The organism is Streptomyces sp. NBC_00299, from assembly GCF_036173045.1.
In the GTDB taxonomy this organism is placed as follows: domain Bacteria; phylum Actinomycetota; class Actinomycetes; order Streptomycetales; family Streptomycetaceae; genus Streptomyces; species Streptomyces machairae.
In genome coordinates, this window is the sequence record NZ_CP108039.1 from 7336102 (window position 1) to 7354485 (window position 18384).

At 73.2% G+C, this 18384-nt stretch carries 14 protein-coding genes; 1 reads left to right on the plus strand and 13 read right to left on the minus strand.

Annotated elements, in window-relative coordinates; translation table 11 throughout:
* Positions 1-918 carry an SCO1860 family LAETG-anchored protein gene (locus OHT51_RS32695; RefSeq protein ID WP_328882508.1) on the plus strand — a complete coding sequence of 306 codons (918 nt, stop codon included), beginning with the start codon at positions 1-3 and terminating at the stop codon, positions 916-918.
* Between the two features lie 36 nt (positions 919-954).
* Here the strand turns inward: OHT51_RS32695 and cobC are convergent, their stop codons facing one another.
* From cobC to OHT51_RS32760, 13 genes are all read right to left on the minus strand, one after another.
* Positions 955-2028 carry an Rv2231c family pyridoxal phosphate-dependent protein CobC gene (gene cobC, locus OHT51_RS32700; protein WP_328882509.1) on the minus strand — a complete coding sequence of 358 codons (1074 nt, stop codon included), beginning with the start codon at positions 2026-2028 and terminating at the stop codon, positions 955-957.
* Positions 2018-2944, minus strand: coding sequence for a sirohydrochlorin chelatase (locus tag OHT51_RS32705; RefSeq protein ID WP_328882510.1), 927 nt, complete (start codon positions 2942-2944; stop codon positions 2018-2020). Before OHT51_RS32705 ends, cobC begins: the two co-directional genes overlap by 11 nt.
* Positions 2941-3591, minus strand: a complete 651-nt coding sequence (locus OHT51_RS32710; RefSeq protein ID WP_328882511.1) for a precorrin-8X methylmutase — start codon at positions 3589-3591, stop codon at positions 2941-2943. The genes OHT51_RS32705 and OHT51_RS32710 overlap by 4 nt, the downstream gene beginning before the upstream one ends.
* Positions 3588-5291: a precorrin-3B C(17)-methyltransferase gene (cobJ, locus tag OHT51_RS32715; RefSeq protein WP_328882512.1), complete on the minus strand. Its 1704-nt coding sequence runs from the start codon at positions 5289-5291 to the stop codon at positions 3588-3590. The genes OHT51_RS32710 and cobJ overlap by 4 nt, the downstream gene beginning before the upstream one ends.
* Positions 5288-6523, minus strand: a complete 1236-nt coding sequence (cbiE, locus tag OHT51_RS32720) for a precorrin-6y C5,15-methyltransferase (decarboxylating) subunit CbiE (RefSeq protein WP_328882513.1) — start codon at positions 6521-6523, stop codon at positions 5288-5290. Before cbiE ends, cobJ begins: the two co-directional genes overlap by 4 nt.
* On the minus strand, positions 6520-7338 hold the full coding sequence (gene cobM, locus OHT51_RS32725) for a precorrin-4 C(11)-methyltransferase (protein ID WP_328882514.1): 819 nt from the start codon (positions 7336-7338) through the stop codon (positions 6520-6522). Before cobM ends, cbiE begins: the two co-directional genes overlap by 4 nt.
* A 62-nt stretch (positions 7339-7400) precedes the next feature.
* Entirely contained in the window at positions 7401-8147 is a 747-nt protein-coding gene (gene cobI, locus OHT51_RS32730) for a precorrin-2 C(20)-methyltransferase (protein WP_328882515.1), read from the minus strand.
* Positions 8132-9592, minus strand: a complete 1461-nt coding sequence (locus OHT51_RS32735; protein WP_328882516.1) for a cobyrinate a,c-diamide synthase — start codon at positions 9590-9592, stop codon at positions 8132-8134. The genes cobI and OHT51_RS32735 overlap by 16 nt, the downstream gene beginning before the upstream one ends.
* A gap of 7 nt (positions 9593-9599) precedes the next feature.
* Positions 9600-10199 carry a cob(I)yrinic acid a,c-diamide adenosyltransferase gene (cobO, locus tag OHT51_RS32740; RefSeq protein WP_328882517.1) on the minus strand — a complete coding sequence of 200 codons (600 nt, stop codon included), beginning with the start codon at positions 10197-10199 and terminating at the stop codon, positions 9600-9602.
* Positions 10199-12199 carry a putative cobaltochelatase gene (locus OHT51_RS32745; protein WP_328882518.1) on the minus strand — a complete coding sequence of 667 codons (2001 nt, stop codon included), beginning with the start codon at positions 12197-12199 and terminating at the stop codon, positions 10199-10201. The genes cobO and OHT51_RS32745 overlap by 1 nt, the downstream gene beginning before the upstream one ends.
* A complete protein-coding gene (gene cobN / locus OHT51_RS32750; protein ID WP_328882519.1) occupies positions 12196-15852 on the minus strand; it encodes a cobaltochelatase subunit CobN in 3657 nt (1218 codons plus the stop codon). The genes OHT51_RS32745 and cobN overlap by 4 nt, the downstream gene beginning before the upstream one ends.
* Positions 15849-17399: a cobyric acid synthase gene (locus OHT51_RS32755; protein ID WP_328882520.1), complete on the minus strand. Its 1551-nt coding sequence runs from the start codon at positions 17397-17399 to the stop codon at positions 15849-15851. The genes cobN and OHT51_RS32755 overlap by 4 nt, the downstream gene beginning before the upstream one ends.
* Positions 17396-18337 carry a cobalamin biosynthesis protein gene (locus OHT51_RS32760; RefSeq protein WP_328882521.1) on the minus strand — a complete coding sequence of 314 codons (942 nt, stop codon included), beginning with the start codon at positions 18335-18337 and terminating at the stop codon, positions 17396-17398. The genes OHT51_RS32755 and OHT51_RS32760 overlap by 4 nt, the downstream gene beginning before the upstream one ends.
* Positions 18338-18384: the final 47 nt, after the last annotated feature.

The window sequence follows — 18384 nt, forward strand, 5'->3', positions numbered from 1 at the left end:
TTGAACGGCAAGAACTTCCGCCTGCCCGCACGCCGTCTCGCCACCGTCGCGACGGCCACCGCCCTCACCGCAGGGCCCCTGGTCCTGGCCGCCGGCCCCGCGCACGCGACCGGCGACGAGGGCCGCGCGAGCGCCGTCGTGCTGCGTACCGGGCTCGACGTCTCCCTGCTCAACAAGACCGTGAACGTCCCGCTCGCGGTCTCGCTCAACGAGGTACAGGCGCCGCAGAGCGCCGAAAAGGCGACGCTGACGGCTGAGCTGAACGGTGTGGACGGCGGAAAGCCGTTCAGCGTGCTGAGTGCCGAGGTCGCCTCCTCGAAGGCCACGGTCGAGGGCGGCAAGGCCGAGGGGTACACCAACCTCGCCCACGCCAAGGTCCACGTCCCCGGTCTGCCGTTGCTCTCGCTCATCGAGGTCGGCCAGGTCACCTCCAAGGCGACCTGCGAGGCCGGCAAGGAGCCGACCGCCTCGTCCAACCTGCTCGGCGACGTCACCGTGCTGGGTAAGAAGGTGACGCTGACCGCCGGCGGGACCACGAACGTCGAGGTGCCGGGCGTCGGCGACGTGCGGCTGGACTACTCCAAGACGGAGAACACCTCGCGCACGGCCGCCGCCACCGCCCTCGAACTCAAGGTGTCTGTCAACCCGTTGAAGCTGAACGTCGCCGAGGTCGAGGGCACCCTGACCCTGGCCGAGGCCACCTGCGAGACCCCGGCCGAGCCCGAGGACGAGGCCGCCCCGAGCGCCGACCCGGGCACCGAGCCGGCCGGCGACGTGAAGCCCCAGGGCGAGGCCGCCGACGAGGGACTCGCCGAGACCGGCGGGAATTCCATGACGCCGTACATCGCGGGCGGCGCGGTCGCGCTTCTCGTCGCGGGCGGGGGAGCGGTGGCGCTGGCACGGCGCGGCCGGAGCTGACCGGGTACGGCACGCTGGAGCGGGTGCCGACCCGGCTCAGCCGTGTGCGAGAGCCATCGCCCGTTCCAGCGCCCGCAGGAACCGGCTGACCGTCGCCCGGTCCCGTACCGCCAGCCGCAGCCACTCCTCGCCGAGCCCGGGGAAGGTGTCCCCGCGCCGCACGGCGAACCCGAGGCCGCGCAGGTGCTGACGGACGGCGGTGGCCCCCGGCAGCCGTACGAGGACGAAGGAACCCTCGGCGGGTTCGACGACCCGGAGTCCCACCGACGCGAACTCGCCGAGTCCGGCGACGAGATGGGCACGGTCGGAGGCGATGCGGTGAGCCGCATGGGCGGCCTCCGCCAGCGCCTGCGGTGACACGCACGCCTCGGCGGCGGCGAGCGCCGGCGTGGAGACCGGCCACAGGGGCTGTGCGCGCTCCAGTTCGGCGATGGTCTCCGGTGCGGCCAGGACGTATCCGATCCGCAGCCCGGCCAGCCCCCACGTCTTGGTGAGGCTGCGCAGCACCACCAGACCCGGCACGTCCGTCCGCCCGGCCAGCGCCTCCCGCTCGCCCGGCACCGCGTCCATGAAGGCCTCGTCCACCACCAACGTCCGCCCAGGGCGGGCGAGTCCGGCGATGGACGCGGCCGGATGCAGGACCGACGTCGGGTTCGTGGGGTTGCCGATGACGACCAGGTCGGCGTCCTCGGGAACGAGAGCCGGGTCGAGGCGGAAGCCGTCCTCCTCGCGCAGCAGCACCCGGTCGACGCTGTGGCCCGCGTCCCGCAGCGCCGCCTCCGGCTCCGTGAACTGGGGATGCACGACGACCGGCCTGACCACCTTCAACGCCCGTGCCAGCAGCACGAACGCCTCCGCCGCCCCCGCTGTCAGCAGCACTCGCTCGGCCGGCAGCCCGTGCCGCGCCGCCACCGCCGCCCGCGCGGCCCGCCCGTCGGGGTAGGCCGCGAGGGAGCCCAGCGACTCGGCGATGCGCTCGCGCAGCCACACGGGCGGCGTGTCCGCGCGGACGTTCACGGCGAGGTCGACGAGCGCCGCGCCGTCGTCACGGACCTCGGCGTCGCCGTGGTGCCGCAGGTCGTGTGCCGGACCGGCGGCCTCAGTGGGCATGCGAGTGGGAGCCATGGTGGTGGTGATGACCGTGGTCGTGGCCGTCGTCGTCCGGGTGGAAGTGCGGCTGCTGCGGCATGCCGACCTTGTCCTCGAAGCCGGGCAGCGCGATGCGGTAGACGCACGAGTCGCAGTTCATCCGCAGATCGCCCTTCAGGGCCTCCTCGTACCGCTCCATCACCAGATCGAGCAGCTCCGGCTCCGGACCGATGACGTCCGCCGAGCGCACCTCGATCTCCGGGTGCGCGGCAGCCCAGCCCTCCGTCTGGTGGCGCACGCGGTCCGGCAGGATGCCGGTGAAGAGGAAGTAGGGCAGGACGACGATCTTGCGGGCCCCCAGCTGCACGCACCGGTCGAGCCCGCTCGGCACGTCCGGCGCCGCCAGCGACACGAACGCCGTCTCCACGCCCGCGTATCCGCGCCCCTCCCACAGCAGCCGGGCCGCCTTGTGCACCTCGGCGTTGGCGTCCGGGTCGGTCGAGCCGCGCCCGACCAGCAGCACGGTCACGTCGGCCCGGTCCCCGGGCGTGCGCCCCTCGGTGCCGAGCGCCTCGTCCAGCCGCCGTTCCAGGACGGACAGCAGCGACGGGTGCGGGCCGAGCGGACGGCCGTAGGTGTACGTGATCCCGGGGTGCCGTTCCTTCTCACGGGCCAGCGCGGCCGGGATGTCGCCCTTGGCGTGTCCGGCGGACACCAGCATCAGCGGCACGGCGGCGAAGCGTCGTACGCCCCGCTCGACCAGCTCGGTGACGGCCTCGCCCAGGGGCGGCGGGGAGAGCTCGATGAAGCCGCCCGCGACGGGCAGTTCGGGGTGGCGGCGCCCCAGCTCGCGTACGAAGTCTCGGAACGCCTCGGCTCCGGCCTCGTCCCGGGTGCCGTGACCGGCGATGAGCAGGGCGGGCGGCGGGGTGGTCACGATTTCTCCTCGTAGTGCGAATCGGGATGCGGATCAGAATGCGAATCGGGGTGTGGCGCAGGGTGCGGAACAGGGTGCGAAAGGGGGTGGTACAGCAGGGCGTTGAGCGCGGCGGAGGCGACCGCCGAACCGCCCTTCTCGGACACGTTGCTCACGGCGGGCAACCCGCTCTCGCGCAACGCGGCCTTGGACTCGACCGCGCCCACGAAGCCGACGGGCAGCCCGATGACGAGCGCCGGGGCGGCGTCCAGGGTCAGCAGCTCCTCCAGCGCGGTCGGCGCGTTGCCGATCACCCAGAGCGCGCCCGGGCCGACCTGCTCGTGGGCGAGCCGGATGGCATGGGCCGAACGCGTCAGCCCGGTACCGGCCACCGCGTCCCTGAGCCGGCAGACGGTCTCCCGCCGGGTGATCCCGGCAGCCACCATCTCGACGTCCACGACCACGGGCGCCCCGGCGTGCAGTGCCGCGTGAGCCTTCTCCAACTGGCCCTCGTCCATGACGAGGTCGCTCGCGTAGTCGAGGTCGGCGGCGGAGTGGATGACCCGCTCCACCACGGCCCGCGTCAGCGGCGGGAAGTGCGAGGTGTCCAGCCGGGCGCGCAGCCGCCGGTAGGACTCCTCCTCGATCGGATGGACGACGCGGTTCACTCCGCTCCCTCCTGCGATGCCTGCCAGCGGTAGCCGCGCGGCGTCACCATGCGCCCCGCGATGTCCCGGGTCGCCGTGTTGCCCACGGTCACGACCGTCATCATGTCGACCGTCGCCGGGTCGAGGGCGCCCAGTGTCGTGACCCGACTGGACTCGTCCGGCCGCGACGCGTTCCGTACGACACCGACCGGCGTCGTCGGCTTCCGGTGCTCGGCGAGGATCGCGAGGGCCTTGGGCAGCTGCCAGTCCCGGCCCCGGGAACGGGGGTTGTAGAAGGTCACCACGATGTCCGCCTCGGCCGCGGCCCGCACCCGGCGCTCGATGACCTCCCACGGCGTGTGCAGGTCGGAGAGGCTGATGGACACGTGGTCGTGGCCGAGCGGGGCGCCCAGGATCGCCGCGGCGGCGAGGGCGGCGGTCACGCCCGGCACGCCGATCACGTCGATGTCGTCGGACGCCTCGGCGAGCGCGGGGGATGCCATGGCGTACACGCCCGCGTCCCCGCTGCCGATCAGCGCGACCGCCTGCCCCTTGCGGGCCTCCTCGACGGCCGTGCGCGCCCGCTCCTCCTCCGCGCCGAGCCCCGACTCCAGGACCCGGGTGCCGGGCCGCAGCAGGTCGCGGATCTGGTCGACGTACTGGTCGAGCCCGACGAGCACGCAGGCGCGCCGGAGTTCGGCCTTCGCGCGCGGCGTCAGCAGGTCCCGGGCGCCCGGCCCGAGCCCGACGACCGCGAGTCGCCCGCGCCCCGGACGCCGTACGACGGCACAGGTCGCCATCGCGGGCCGCCCGTCGGCGCGCTCGGACTTCCGCTTCGGTACGAGGAGTTCACCGCCGCGCACAAGAGCGGCGGCCTCGGCGACCGAAGGGGTGCCGACGGCTGCGAGGGGCGCGTCGGAGGGGTTGGGGACCTCGACGCCCGCGAGCTGCTCGGCGGAGTAGGTCACGACCGGCACCCCGAGCCGCTCGGCGGCCTCCACGATGCCGGGTTCGCCCGCCTTGGCGTCGACGGTGGCGAGTTCGGCGAGGGACTTGGGGGAGAGGCCGGCCTCGCCGAGCGTGCTCTCGATCAGCCCGAGCACCTCGTCGGCGGGGGCGCCCTTGGAGGCCCCGACACCGACGACGAGGGACGGCGGGCGCAGCACGACCTCGCGCTCGGCACCCCGCTCGACGAGCCGGTCCGTCACGCGGACGACGTACGCCCCCTCGGCGCCGACCGGCAGCGGCGGCAGCGGCCAGGCCACCTCGGCCCGCAGCGCCACCGGCTCCCCGTCGAGCAGTGCCCGCGAGACTCCCGCGACATCGCCCTCCACCGGCAGCCCGAGCGTGTCCAGACCGGGCAACCCCACGGCATCGGTCGCCGTCGTCACCACGGGCTGCGCCCCCAGCAACTCCCCGACCTGCCGGGCGAGTTCATTGGCCCCGCCGCCATGCCCGCCGACCAGCGGCACGGCGAACCGCCCGCTCTCGTCGACGCACACCACACCCGGGTCGGTCGCCTTGTCACCCAGCAGGGGCGCGACGAGCCGGACGACGGCGCCCGTCGCCAGGAAACACACGAGCTGCTCGCACTCGGCGAACGCCCGCCGTACGGCGTCCCCGACGGGACCGTCGTACACGCGCACCCGCTCCGGCCACGCCGTGACCAGCCGGTCCCGCGCAGCCGCCCCCGCCGCGGTGGCGGAAATGAGGCCGATCACTGGGCAACTCCCTCTCGGTACACGGGGTTTCTGACACCCCACAGCAGAAAAACGGGATTGGTCGCCGCGAGCCGGGTCACGTCCCCCGGCAGCGGGGCGAGCCGCGACGACTGCAGCAGCACGCCGTCGCAGGAGAACCCGGCGCCGGTGAGCGCCTCGCGGGCGGCCGGCACCCGGTCGAGCGCGGCCATGGCGACGACGACCGTCCGCCGCGCCCGACGCGCGCACGCGGTGACGATGGCGGGCAGCTCGCGCCCCCCGCCCCCGATGAACACCGCGTCCGGATCGTCGAGGTCGGACAGGACGGTGGGCGCCGCCCCGTGCACCACGTGCACATCGACAGCGTGCGCGGCGGCGTTGGCGCGGATCCGCTCCACCCCGTCCCGCGCCTTCTCGACGGCTACGGCCGCCGCGCCGAGCCGGGCGCACTCCACGGCCACCGAGCCGGAGCCCGCGCCGATGTCCCACACCAGATCGCCGAGCCGCGGCCCCAGCCGGGCCAGGGCCAGCGCCCGCACCTCGAACTTGGTGATCATCGAGTCGCGGTGCGCGAAGTCGGCCTCGTCCAGCGCCCATCCGGCGGGCCCCGGCGCCGGACCGACCACTGTCCGCACCGCGCCCAGAGCCCGCTCGGGGTCCAGGCACAGCACGACGCTCACCGCCGTACCCCAGTCGCGGCCGGCGGCCTCGGCGGGCGTCACCCGCTCCACGCGCTCCAGCTGCGGATCGCCCAGCGCGCAGGCGACGACCAGGACCCGCCCGGTGTGCCGCAGCGCCGCGCCCAGCTCGGCCGGCCCGGCACCCGGCCCGGTCAGCACCGCCACCTTGGGGTGCGCCCGGCACACGTTCACCGCCGTCCGCGGATCACGCCCGTGCGCGCTCACCACCACCGCGTCGTCCCACGGCAGCCCGGCCCGCGCGAACGCGGCGGCCACCGAGGACACCCCGGCACGCACATCCAGCCGCTGCGACCCGAACCGCTCGGCCAGCACCCGCACGATCCCGAGGAACCCCGGGTCGCCGGAGGCGAGCACCACCACGGGCCGCTCCTTCTCGACGTACTCCGCGATGGTGTCGAGGGCGGGCGCCAACGCCCCGAGCACGACCCGCTCCACGTCGCCCCGCAGGTGTACGGCGTCCAGATGCCGCCGCCCGCCGACGACCAGCTCGGCCCCGGCGAGGACGTCCTCGGGAACGGGCGCCCCCGTCCCCGTGCCGACGACGGTGATCACGTACTGGCTCCCCGCTCACGCAGCGCCCTGCGCGCCTCCGGGTCCGCCTTGCGGTACCCGTGGAAGTGACCGGGGTGGTAGAGGTGCGAGCGCGTGCCGTGCGCGTCGAGGGCGGGGCCGACCAGGAACAGGGTGTGCTTCCAGAGCTTGTGTTCCTTGACGGTCTCCTCCAGCGTCTCGATCGTGCACTTGACCACGAGTTCCTCGGGCCAGGTCGCCTGATAGGCGACGACGACCGGCGTGGACGTCGGATACCCGCCCTCCAGCAACTCCCGTACGAGCTGCCCGCTGCGGGCCGCCGACAGGAAGATCGCCATGGTCGTACCGTGCTTGGCGAACTCCCTGACCTCCTCCCCGGGCGGCATCGGCGTCTTGCCGCCGCCGAGCCGGGTGAGGACGACGGACTGCGCGACCTCGGGAATGGTCAGCTCGCGCCCGGCGAGCGCGGCGACGGCGGAGAAGGCGGAGACCCCGGGCACGACCTCGGTCTCGACGCCGATCACGGCACACCGGTCGAGCTGCTCCTGCGTACCGCCCCACAGGGCGGGGTCACCGGAGTGGATACGGGCGACCTTGAGGCCGTCGGCGCGGGCCCGCTCGTACACGGCGACGACGTCCTCGAGGGACATGGCCGCCGAGTCGAGGATCTCGGCGTCCTCGCGCGCGTGCTCGAGGACCTCCGCCTGGACCAGGCTGGCCGCCCAGATCACGACGTCCGCCTCGGCGATGGCACGGGCGGCACGGAACGTCAGCAGATCGGCGGCGCCGGGGCCGGCACCGACGAAGGTCACCTTGCCGGTGGGGGCATCGGCCATGGGAATTCGGTCCTCTCCTACAGGGGTCGGCGGGGGTTGGTGTGCGGGGCGTGGAACCGGCGTCAGAGCTTGCCGCCCCGCCCGCCGTCGCGCCGGGCGGGCGCGATGAGGGTCGAGAGGTAGGGGAGGGGGGAGCCGCCGAGGTCGGCGGCCGGCCGGATCGACTCCTCCGCCAGCCCCAGTGCCGACCCCCACACCGCGTCCTCGATCCGCCCGGTCTCCCGCAGGGCCTCGGCGACCTCACCCGCCTGCCGGCCGAACTTGTAGGCGACGACGGTCCCGGGCCCGCTGAGAGCCTCCTTCAGTACCGTCGCCCCCGCGGTCACGGGCACGAGCGTGAGCGGCTCGGTCCCCTCGGTGAGAACCGCGCCCGACCTCGCGGCGAGGTCCTGCATGGCGGTGATGCCGGGGACCGTCTCGATGACGGTGCCGGGTACCGCCTCGCCGATGGTCTGCGCGAGGTAGGTGAACGTGGAGTACACATTGGGGTCGCCGATGGTGGCGAAGGCGACGGCGTCATGCTGCCCCAGCAGCTCGGCGACCCGCTCACCCGCCGCGTCCCAGGCGGCCTCGCGCCGAGCACGGTCGGTCCGCTCGTTGAGCGCGAACACGACCCGCACCACCTTCTCCTCGGGCACGTAGTGCAGCACGGTGGCCTCGGCCCGCCCACGCTCACCCGTGTCCATCACGGGTACGACGACCACGTCGGCCTCGCGCAGAGCGTTGACGCCCTTGACGGTCACCAGCTCCGGATCGCCGGGACCGACCCCGACTCCGATCAACCTGCTGCTGCTCATGACGTCCGGCACCTCTCCACGAACCGACGGGCGACACCGGGCTGTGCTGCCCAGTGCGTGTGCAGGTAACTCGCGTGCACGCCCTGCTGTACGAAACCTTCGACCCGCCGTACGGGGGTCCTGACCCCCCAGGCGGGAGCCGTCCCCGAGCCGGGCTCGACGACGGTCCGATGAAACTCGTGCGCCCGCATCCGCGTACCGGCCGGCGCCAGCACACTGTCACTCACGGCGACGGCGTCCCGATACCCCAGCGTCAGCCGCTCGCTCATCCGCGCGCTCACGTCGAGCACCCCGCACATGGGCAGCCCGTCGAGCTCCCGGCAGAGGTAGAGCAACCCCGCACACTCGGCGGCCACCGGAGCCCCGCTCCCGGCGAGGGCGGCAACGGCCTTGCGCAGCGGCTCGTTGCCGGACAACTCGGCGGCGTACACCTCGGGGAACCCGCCGCCGATGACCAGGCCCCGCGTGCCGTCGGGCAGTCGCTCGTCCCGCAGCGGATCGAAGGGCACGACTTCGGCACCGGCGGCGGTGAGCAGCTCGGCGTGCTCGGCGTAGGAGAAGGTGAACGCGGGTCCGCCGGCAATGGCGACTTTCACACGCCGATCGGCATCTTTCAGCCCGTCCGGCGTTTGAGGACGAGGCCCTTCGGGCCGAAAGCGGGGGTCTGGGGGCGCAGCCCCCAGGGTCGGGACGGGAAGGGGCGGCGGGGGCGAAGAGGACAGGACCTCAGCCGCGTCCCAGGGCGCACACGACAACGCGCCCGCACTGCGCGCCAGCCCCAGCAACCCCTCCAGATCACACCCGGCCTCGACCTGCGCCGCCATCGCCGTCACGGCCTCCACCGCGGCAGCGTGCCGCTCGGCAACCGGCACCAGCCCCAGATGCCGCGACGGCGTATCCACCTGGGCCACCCGCCGCAGCACCCCCAGCACAGGCACCCCGGCCGAGTCCAACGCGTCCCGCAGCAACTCCTCATGCCGATCCGAAGCGACCTTGTTCAGAATCACGCCCCCGACCCGCACCTGCGGATCCCAGGACGCGAACCCGTGCACCAGCGCCGCCACGGACCGCGACTGCGACGAGGCGTCCACGACGAGCACGACCGGCGCCCGCAGCAGCTTCGCCACATGCGCCGTGGACGCCAGCTCACCCTCCCCGGCGGCCCCGTCGTACAGCCCCATCACGCCCTCGACGACGGCGATGTCGCAGCCACGCGCCCCGTGCAGGAACAACGGCCCGATCAGCTCCGGCCCGCACAGATACGCGTCGAGATTCCGCCCCACCCGCCCGGTCGCGAGCGCGTGATACCCGGGATCGATGTAGTCCGGCCCGACCTTGTGCGGGGACACGGCAAGCCCCCGCGCGGCGAACGCGGCCATCAACCCCGTGGCGACGGTCGTCTTGCCGCTGCCGGAGGAAGGCGCGGCAATGACCAGCCGAGGGATGGAGGAGGACATCACGCGATCACCACTCGATGCCTCTCTGGCCCTTCTGGCCCGCGTCCATGGGGTGCTTGACCTTGGACATGTCGGTCACGAGATCGGCGAGGTCGACCAGCTTCTCGGGCGCGTTCCGCCCGGTGATGACCACGTGCTGCGTCCCCGGCCGGTCACGCAGCACGGAGATGACCTCGTCGGTGTCCACCCACCCCCAGTGCATGGGGTAGGCGAACTCGTCGAGCACGTAGAGCTTGTACGTCTCGGCGGCCAGGTCCCGCTTGACCTGCTCCCAGCCCTCCCGGGCCTTCTCCTCGTTGTCCATCTGGGCGTCCCGCTGAACCCAGGACCACCCTTCGCCCATCTTGTGCCAGTCCACGGACCCGCCCTGACCGGACGCCCCCAGCACCCGCAGCGCGTTCTCCTCGCCGACCTTCCACTTCGCCGACTTGACGAACTGGAACACCCCGATGGGCCACCCCTGGTTCCAGGCCCGCAGGGCAAGCCCGAAGGCGGCGGTCGACTTGCCCTTGCCGATCCCCGTATGCACGACCACCAGAGGCCGGTTACGACGCTGACGGGTCGTGAGCCCGTCGTCCGGCACGACACTCGGCTGTCCCTGAGGCATTACGCGGCCCTCCTCTGTACGTCCTTCACCAGCCCGGCGATGGACTCCGCCCGCAGCTCGTCCAACGTCACCGCCGTACCGCCGAGCTCACCCGCGAGCTGCCCCGCCAGCCCCAGCCGCACCGGCCCGGACTCACAGTCGACGACCACGGATGCGACACCCTCGGCCGCGAACAACCGAGCGGCCCGCCCCGCGAGCGCGACCGGCTCGGGACCGCCCGTGGCCCGCCCGTCGGTCACCACGACCACCAGCGCCCGCCGGGCCGGATCCCGCAGCCGCTCCACCCGCAGCACCTCATGGGCCTTCAGCAGCCCGGCCGCAAGCGGCGTACGCCCACCGGTCGGCAACGACTCCAGCCGGACCGCGGCGGCATCCACCGACGACGTGGGCGGCAGCGCGACATCGCCCGCCGTGCCCCGGAACGTCACCAGCCCCACCTTGTCCCGCCGCTGATACGCGTCCAGCAGCAGCGACAGAACGGCACCTTTCACGGCACTCATCCGCTGCCGGGCCGCCATCGACCCGGAGGCGTCCACGACGAACAGCACGAGATTGCCCTCGCGCCCTTCCCGGACGGCCTGCCGCAGATCGTCCCGCCGCACGACGAGCCCCCGCCCGGACCGCCCCCGCGCCCGCTGATGCGGCGCCGCCGCCTGCACGGTGGCCGCCAGGTGCAGCTTGGTGAGCGCCCCGCGGGGCCGCCGCGCGCCCGTCGTGCGCCCATGCTCGGTCCGCGCCCGCGAACGCCGCCCGGCGGCACCCTCACCGATGCCCGGCACGCTCAGCACCTTCGTCCGGAAGGGCTCGGACGCCCGCGCGGGAGTCTGCTCCCCGGCCCCGGAAGCCTGCGGCTCTTCGCCCTCACCGGCCTCGGGCCGCGCGCCCGAGTCGGCGCCTTGCGGCCCGTCGGACTCGGACGGCGGCTGCCCGCCACCTCCGCCGGGCCCGTCGGGGTCGGGATCCTCGTCGCTCTCGTCGCTCTCGTCGTCACCGGAGAACTCCTCCAGCGTCTCGTCGAGCTTGTCCTCGTCCAGTCCCGGCGCGTCGAAGGGGTTACGGCGCCGACGGTGCGGCAGCGCCAGCAGCGCCGCCTGCCGGACGTCCTCGGCGAGCACATCGGTCCGCCCGGCCCACGCGGCCAGCGCGGTGGCCGTACGGGCCATCACGATGTCCGCCCGCATGCCGTCCACCTCGAAGGCCGCGCAGGTCGCCGCGATCTGCCGCAGCGCCCCGTCACCGAGCCGCACCGATGGCAGCAACTCCCGTGCGGCGACGATGCGTTGGCGCACAACGGCCTCGTCGTCCGCCCACCGTGCGGCGAACCCGCCCGGATCGTCGTCGTACGCGAGCCGCCGCCGCACGACCTCCACCCGCTGCTCGGGCTCCCGCGAGGCGGCGACCTCGACGGTCAGCCCGAACCGGTCGAGCAACTGCGGCCGCAGCTCGCCCTCTTCGGGGTTCATGGTCCCGACGAGCAGGAAACGCGCGGCATGCCGTACGGAGACGCCCTCGCGCTCGACATACGACGCACCCATCGCCGCCGCGTCCAGGAGCAGGTCGACGAGGTGGTCGTGGAGCAGGTTGACCTCGTCGACGTACAGGATGCCGCGGTGGGCGTCCGCGAGCAGCCCCGGCTCGAAGGCCTTCACGCCCTCGGCCAGCGCCCGCTCGATGTCCAGCGCGCCGACCAGCCGGTCCTCGGAGGCGCCGACGGGGAGTTCGACCATGCGGGCGGGGCGCGGCGTGCCGGCCCCTGCCTCGTGCGGCCCGTCGGGGCACGCGGGGTCGGGGGCGCCCGGGTCGCAGGAGAAACGGCACCCGGCGACCACCGGCACTTGCGGCATCAGCGCCGACAGCGCCCGTACCGCCGTCGACTTGGCGGTGCCCTTCTCGCCGCGCACCAGCACACCGCCGACCGCCGGGGACACGGCGTTCAGCAGCAGCGCGAGCCGCAGGTCGTCCTGGCCGACAACGGCCGTAAAGGGGAAGGGGGTTGTCACTGGTCGTCACCCTCCAAGTCGCCTTCGAGCTCCAGGTAGGTGGCGCGCAGCCGCTCCAGCGTCTCGGCGTCCGGCTCGGCCCACAGCCCGCGGTCGGCGGCCTCCAGCAGACGCTCGGTGACGCCGCGCAGCGCCCACGGGTTGGACTTCTTCATGAAGTCCCGGTTCTCCGGGTCGAAGACGTACTCGGCGCTGAGCTTCTCGTACATCCAGTCGTCGACCACGCCCGCCGTGGCGTCGTACCCGAAGAGGTAGTCCACGGTCGCCGCCATCTCGAAGGCGCCCTTGTAGCCGTGCCGGCGCATGGCCGCCATCCAGCGCGGGTTGACGACGCGGGCGCGGAACACGCGGTGCGTCTCCTCGCCCAGCGTCCGCGTCTTCACCTGGTCGGGCACGGCACTGTCGCCCACGTACGCCTCGGGGTTCGCGCCCGTCAGGTGCCGCACCATGGCGACCATGCCGCCGTGGTACTGGAAGTAGTCGTCGGCGTCGACGAGGTCGTGCTCGCGGGTGTCGACGTTCTTCGCGGCGACGGCGATCCGCTTGAACGCGGTCTCCATGTCGCCGCGCGCCGCCCGCCCGTCCAGCCCGCGCCCGTAGGCGTAGCCGCCCCAGACGGCGTACACCTCGGCGAGGTCGGCGTCGGAGCGCCAGTTCCGGGCGTCGATCAGCGGCAGCAGGCCGGCACCGTAGGCGCCCGGCTTCGAGCCGAAGATACGGGCCGTGGCGCGCCGCCGGTCGCCGTGCTCGGCGGTGTCCTCGTCGGCGTGTGCGCGCACGTAGTTGCGGTCGGCGGGCTCGTCCAGCTCGGCGACCTTGCGGACCGCGTCGTCGAGCAGCCCCACCACGTGCGGGAAGGCGTCCCGGAAGAAGCCGGAGATGCGCACCGTGACGTCGATGCGCGGCCGTCCGAGCTCCTCCAGGCCGATGACCTCGAAGCCGGTCACCCGGCGTGAGGCGTCGTCCCAGACCGGGCGGCAGCCCAGCAGCGCGAGGATCTCGGCGATGTCGTCGCCCTGGGTGCGCATCGCGGACGTGCCCCAGACGGTCAGGCCGACCGACTTCGGGTACTCGCCGGTGTCCTGGAGGTACCGCGCGACCAGCGAGTCGGCGAGCGACTGCCCGACCTCCCAGCTCAGCCTGGACGGAATGGCCTTGGGGTCGACGGAGTAGAAGTTCCGCCCGGTCGGCAGGACGTTGACCAGCCCGCGCGTCGGCGAACCCGACGGACCGGCCGGGACGTAACCGCCGTCCAGCGCCTTGAGGATGTGCCCGATCTCGTCCGTCGTACGGGCGAGACGCGGCACGACCTCGTTGCAGGCGAACTCCAACACGGCGACGGCGTCGGGCAGTTCGGTGCCGAGGACGGCACGGATCAGCGCACGGCTCTCCGCAACCGCCCAGCCGCGCTCCTCCATGCCCTCCGCGATCCGCCGGCACAGCTGCTCCAGCAGGTCGATCGCGTCGGCGGCCGTGCGCGCGGGGCCGTCGACCAGGTCCGACAGCTCCACCGGCACCTTCAACGGTGCGCCCGGCTCGCCCAGCAGCTCCTTCTCGTCGAGCCCGAAGTGAGCGGCCAGCGAGGCCCTCAGGCCCGGCAGGGCATTGGCCTGTCCGCCCCACACCTGCGAGGCGCGCAGCACGGCGAGCACGAGGTTCACGCGCGGCTCCGCCTCCGGCCCGCCGCCGAGGATGTGCAGTCCGTCGCGGATCTGTACGTCCTTGATCTCGCACAGATAGCCGTCGATGTGCATGACGAACTCGTCGAAGGCGTCATCGTCCGGCTGGTCGTCGACATGCAGGTCGTGATGGAGTTCGGCCGCCTTGACCAGCGTCCAGATCTGCGCGCGCACCGCCGGGGCCTTCGTCGGGTCCAGGTCGGAGACGAGCGCGTACTCGTCGAGCAGCTGCTCCAGCTTGGCCAGGTCGCCGTAGGTGTCGGCCCGTGCCATCGGCGGCACCAGGTGGTCGACGACGGTGGCGTGTCCGCGCCGCTTGGCCTGGGTGCCCTCGCCCGGGTCATTGACGATGAACGGGTAGATCAGCGGCAGGTCCCCGAGGACCGCGTCCGGCGCGCACCCGCCGCTGAGTCCCAGCCCCTTGCCCGGCAGCCACTCCATCGTGCCGTGCTTGCCCATGTGCACGATCGCGTCGGCGCCGAAGCTGTTGTCCAGCCACCTGTACGCCGCCATGTAGTGGTGCGACGGCGGCATGTCCGGGTCGTGGTAGATCGCGATCGGGTTCTCGCCGAAGCCGCGCGGCGGCTGGATCATCACGACGACGTTCCCGAACTGGAGCGACGCGAGGACGATGTCGTCCCCGTCGACGTACAGCGACCCCGGCGGCTCGCCCCACGCCTGAAGCATGCCGTCCCTGAGTTCCGGGTCGAGCTTGTCGAACCACGCCTGATAGTCGGCGAGCGGCACGCGAGCGGGCGCGGCCGCCAGCTGGTCCTCGGTGAGCCACTCGACGTCGTGTCCGCCAGCCTCGATGAGCCGGTGGATCAGCTCGTCGCCGTTGTCCGGGTACTCGGTGAGGCCGTACCCGGCGTCCCTGAGCGCGTCCAGCACCCGCACCGCCGAGGCGGGCGTGTCCAGGCCCACCGCGTTGCCGACACGCGAGTGCTTGGTCGGGTAGGCGGTGAAGACGAGCGCGAGCTTCTTGTCGCCGTTCGCCTTGTGCTTCAACTGGGCGTGCCGTACGGCGATCCCGGCGACCCGCCCGGCCCGCTCCGGGTCGGCGACGTACACGGGCACGTCGTCCGGGCCCTGCTCCTTGAAGGAGAACGGCACGGTGACGAGCCGCCCGTCGAACTCCGGGATCGCGACCTGCATCGCCGCGTCCATGGGGGAGAGGGCGGCGTCGGACTCGTCCCACGCGGCCCGCGAAGAGGTGAGGCAAAGACCTTGCAGCACCGGCACGTTCAGCTCGGCGAGCCGGCCGATGTCCCACGCCTCCTCGTCGCCGCCCGCCGACGCCTGCGAGGCGTGCGTGCCGCCGGCCGCGAGGACGGTGGCGACCAGGGCGTCGGCCTTGCCGAGGATCTCGTACAGCTCCGGGTCCGCGCCGCGCAGCGAACCGCAGTACACGGGAAGGGCGTTGGCCCCCCGCGCCTCGACGGCGTCGCAGAGGGTGTCCACGAAGGCGGTGTTGCCGCTCAGCTCATGCGCCCGGTAGAAGAGCACGCCGACGGTCGGACGGCCCTCGACGAAGGGCCGCTCGCCATGGACGCCGTACTCCGGCATCTTCTGCGGCTCGACGAACCCCTCGCCCGTCAGCAGCACGGTGTCGGAGAGGAACCGCGCGAGTTCGGTGAGGTTGGCGGGCCCGCCCTCGACGAGGTACCTCAGCGCCTCGGCCACCACACCGGCCGGGACGGACGACTCGGCCATCAGCTCCGCGTCCGGGACGGCCTCGCCGCCGAGCAGCACGGTCGGGATGCCCGCGGCCTTCAGCGCGGCGAGCCCGTCCTCCCAGGCCCGCTTGCCGCCCAGCAGGCGTACGACGGCGATGTCCGAGCCCTCGATGAGCGCGGGCAGCTCCTCGGCGACATCCACGCGGGTCGGATTGCCGATCCGGTACGAGGCACCGGAGGCGGCCCTGGCCGCCAGCAGGTCCGTGTCGGCGGTCGACAACAACAACACAGTGCTCATGCGGGCGCTCCCGGTGGAATGAAAGGCAGTCCTTGCGGCGCGCCCGACTCGATGAGCCGCCAGAGCGCGTCCGTGTCAGCGTGCTGTTCGATCAGGTCGCCGAGCCGGTCGAGCTGCTCCTCGCGCAGCGCGGCGAACGACGTGTCGGGGGCCGGCACGAAGCGGCGGCCCGCGGCGGCGGCCACCTCGCGCAGGAAGGCCCGCCGGAAACCGTCCGACTCCAGCGAGCCGTGCCAGTGCGTGCCCCAGGTCTGGCCGACCCGGCAGCCGTCGAGGAAGGCTTCCCCGCCATGGATCTCGGCGACCCCGTGGTGGATCTCGTACCCCGCGACATGCTCGCCGAGGGCTTCTCCCGTCGGCCGGGTGAGGGTCTTCTCGCGGGCGAACCGCACCCGCACGGGCAGGACGCCGAGCCCCTCGACATGACCCTGCCGGCTCTCGACCTCATCCTCGATGTGCTCGCCGAGGACTTGGAAGCCGCCGCAGATGCCGAGGACGGGCCGTCCTTCGGCGACCCTGCGCTGCAGGGCCTGCGCGAGCCCCCGCTCCCGCAGCCACTCCAGCGCCCGGACCGTCCCCCGGGTCCCCGGGATCACCACGAGGTCGGCGTCGGCCAGCTCCTCGGGCCGGTCCACGAACCGCACCACGACGCCGGGTTCGGCGGCGAGGGCGTCGACGTCGGTGAAGTTAGACATCAGCGGAACGGCACAGACGGCGACCCGCAGCACGTCTTCACCGAGAGGCGGGGCGACGTTCGACTCCCGCACGGTCCCGCGCAGGGACACCCGCAGCCCGTCCTCCTCGTCGATGCCGAGGCCGTGCTGGAAGGGGAGGATGCCGTAGGTGTGGCGTCCGGTGAGGCCGTGCAGCATGTCGATGCCCGGCTCCAGGAGGCTGACGTCCCCGCGGAACTTGTTCACCAGGAACCCGGCGACGAGCGCCTGGTCCTCGGGCGAGAGAAGGGCGACCGTCCCGAAGAAGGAGGCGAACACGCCACCGCGGTCGATGTCACCCACCACCAGCACGGGCAGCCCGGCATTGCGGGCGATCCCCATGTTGACGATGTCGGTCCGGCGCAGATTGATCTCCGCCGGAGAGCCGGCCCCCTCACAGATCACCGCGTCATACGTGCCCCGCAACTCGGCGAGACAGTCGAGCACGATCCCCAGCAGCTGCTGCTGCCGCCCCCCGTGCAGCCTCTCCCCGGGGGACGACCCCCCAGAGCCCCCGAAGAATCCGCGTGCGCTCAGCTCACCCACCGGCTTGCCCAGCAGCACGACCTGACTGCTCTGCTCGCCACCGGGCTTGAGCAGCACGGGATTCATCAGCGCGGTCGGTTCGACCCGGCACGCCTGTGCCTGCATGGCCTGCGCCCGCCCGATCTCGGCGCCCTCGCGCGTGACGAACGAGTTGAGGGACATGTTCTGCGCCTTGAACGGCGCGACCTTCACTCCCTGCCGCACCAGCCACCGGCAGATCCCGGCGGTGACGACGCTCTTGCCCGCGTCGGACGTGGTGCCGGCGACGAGGAGACCACCGCCCGTCATGAGGTACGTCCCTTCACGATGCGGCGCGCGGCGGCACAGACGCCGAGCGCCAGCCAGCCCACGCGCTTCGACAGCCGTACGGCCCGTTCGATGTCCTGCGTGCCGACGGCCCGCCCGTCCCCGTTCAGCACGGGCCGATGCTCGACGCGTCCGCCGTAGGACAGCGTCCCGCCCAGCCGCACCCCGAGCGCCCCCGCGAACGAGGCCTCCACGGGACCGGCGTTGGGGCTCGGATGCTTGGCGGCGTCGGCACGCCAGGCCCGTACCGCTCCACGGGGGTCGGCCCCGGCGACGGCGGCGAGTACGGCGGTCAGCCGCGACCCCGGCCACCCCGCCACGTCGTCGAGCCTCGCCGAAGCCCAGCCGTACCGGCGGTACTTGGGCGACTTGTGCCCGACCATGGCGTCGAGCGTGTTCACGGCCCGGAACCCGACCAGCCCGGGAACGCCGGCCACGGCGCCCCACACCAGCGCCCCCACGACCGCGTCGGAGGTGTTCTCGGCGACGGACTCCACGACCGCCCGTGCGATCCCGTCCGCGTCCAGCGCCTGCGGATCCCGCCCGCACAGATGCGGCAGCCGGGCACGTGCGCCCTCGATGTCCCCCGCCTCGAGCGCCTGCCCGATGCCCCGGGCCTCCCGGGCGAGCGAAGTCCCCCCGACGACCGCCCAGGTGGCGGCGCCGGTCAGCGCGACGGAGGCGGCTGGGGACGTACGTACGGCACGGGCTGCGGCGGCACCGAGCGCCAGGGCGCCACCGGCGCACACGGCGGTGTGCACCGCACCCCATGCGCGGTGGTCGCGCCACAACACCCGTTCCACGGCGGCGGCGGTCCTTCCGAACACGGCGACCGGATGCCCCCGGCGAGGATCGCCGAGCAACAGGTCACCGAGAAGGCCGGCGGCGGCGCCGTACGCGAAGACGCGATCGGCACGCATCGGGGTCAGCCGATCGTCGAGTCAGACGAGGGTCCGGTTCTGCATGT

Coding starts and splice junctions, on each gene's coding strand:
- cobC (WP_328882509.1), bottom strand. CDS start 2,028: ATGCCCACTGAGGCCGCCGGTCCGGCACACGACCTGCGGCACCACGGC.
- OHT51_RS32760 (WP_328882521.1), bottom strand. CDS start 18,337: ATGCGTGCCGATCGCGTCTTCGCGTACGGCGCCGCCGCCGGCCTTCTC.
- OHT51_RS32735 (WP_328882516.1), bottom strand. CDS start 9,592: ATGTCCTCCTCCATCCCTCGGCTGGTCATTGCCGCGCCTTCCTCCGGC.
- OHT51_RS32755 (WP_328882520.1), bottom strand. CDS start 17,399: ATGACGGGCGGTGGTCTCCTCGTCGCCGGCACCACGTCCGACGCGGGC.
- cobN (WP_328882519.1), bottom strand. CDS start 15,852: ATGAGCACTGTGTTGTTGTTGTCGACCGCCGACACGGACCTGCTGGCG.
- cobO (WP_328882517.1), bottom strand. CDS start 10,199: ATGCCTCAGGGACAGCCGAGTGTCGTGCCGGACGACGGGCTCACGACC.
- cobM (WP_328882514.1), bottom strand. CDS start 7,338: ATGGCCGATGCCCCCACCGGCAAGGTGACCTTCGTCGGTGCCGGCCCC.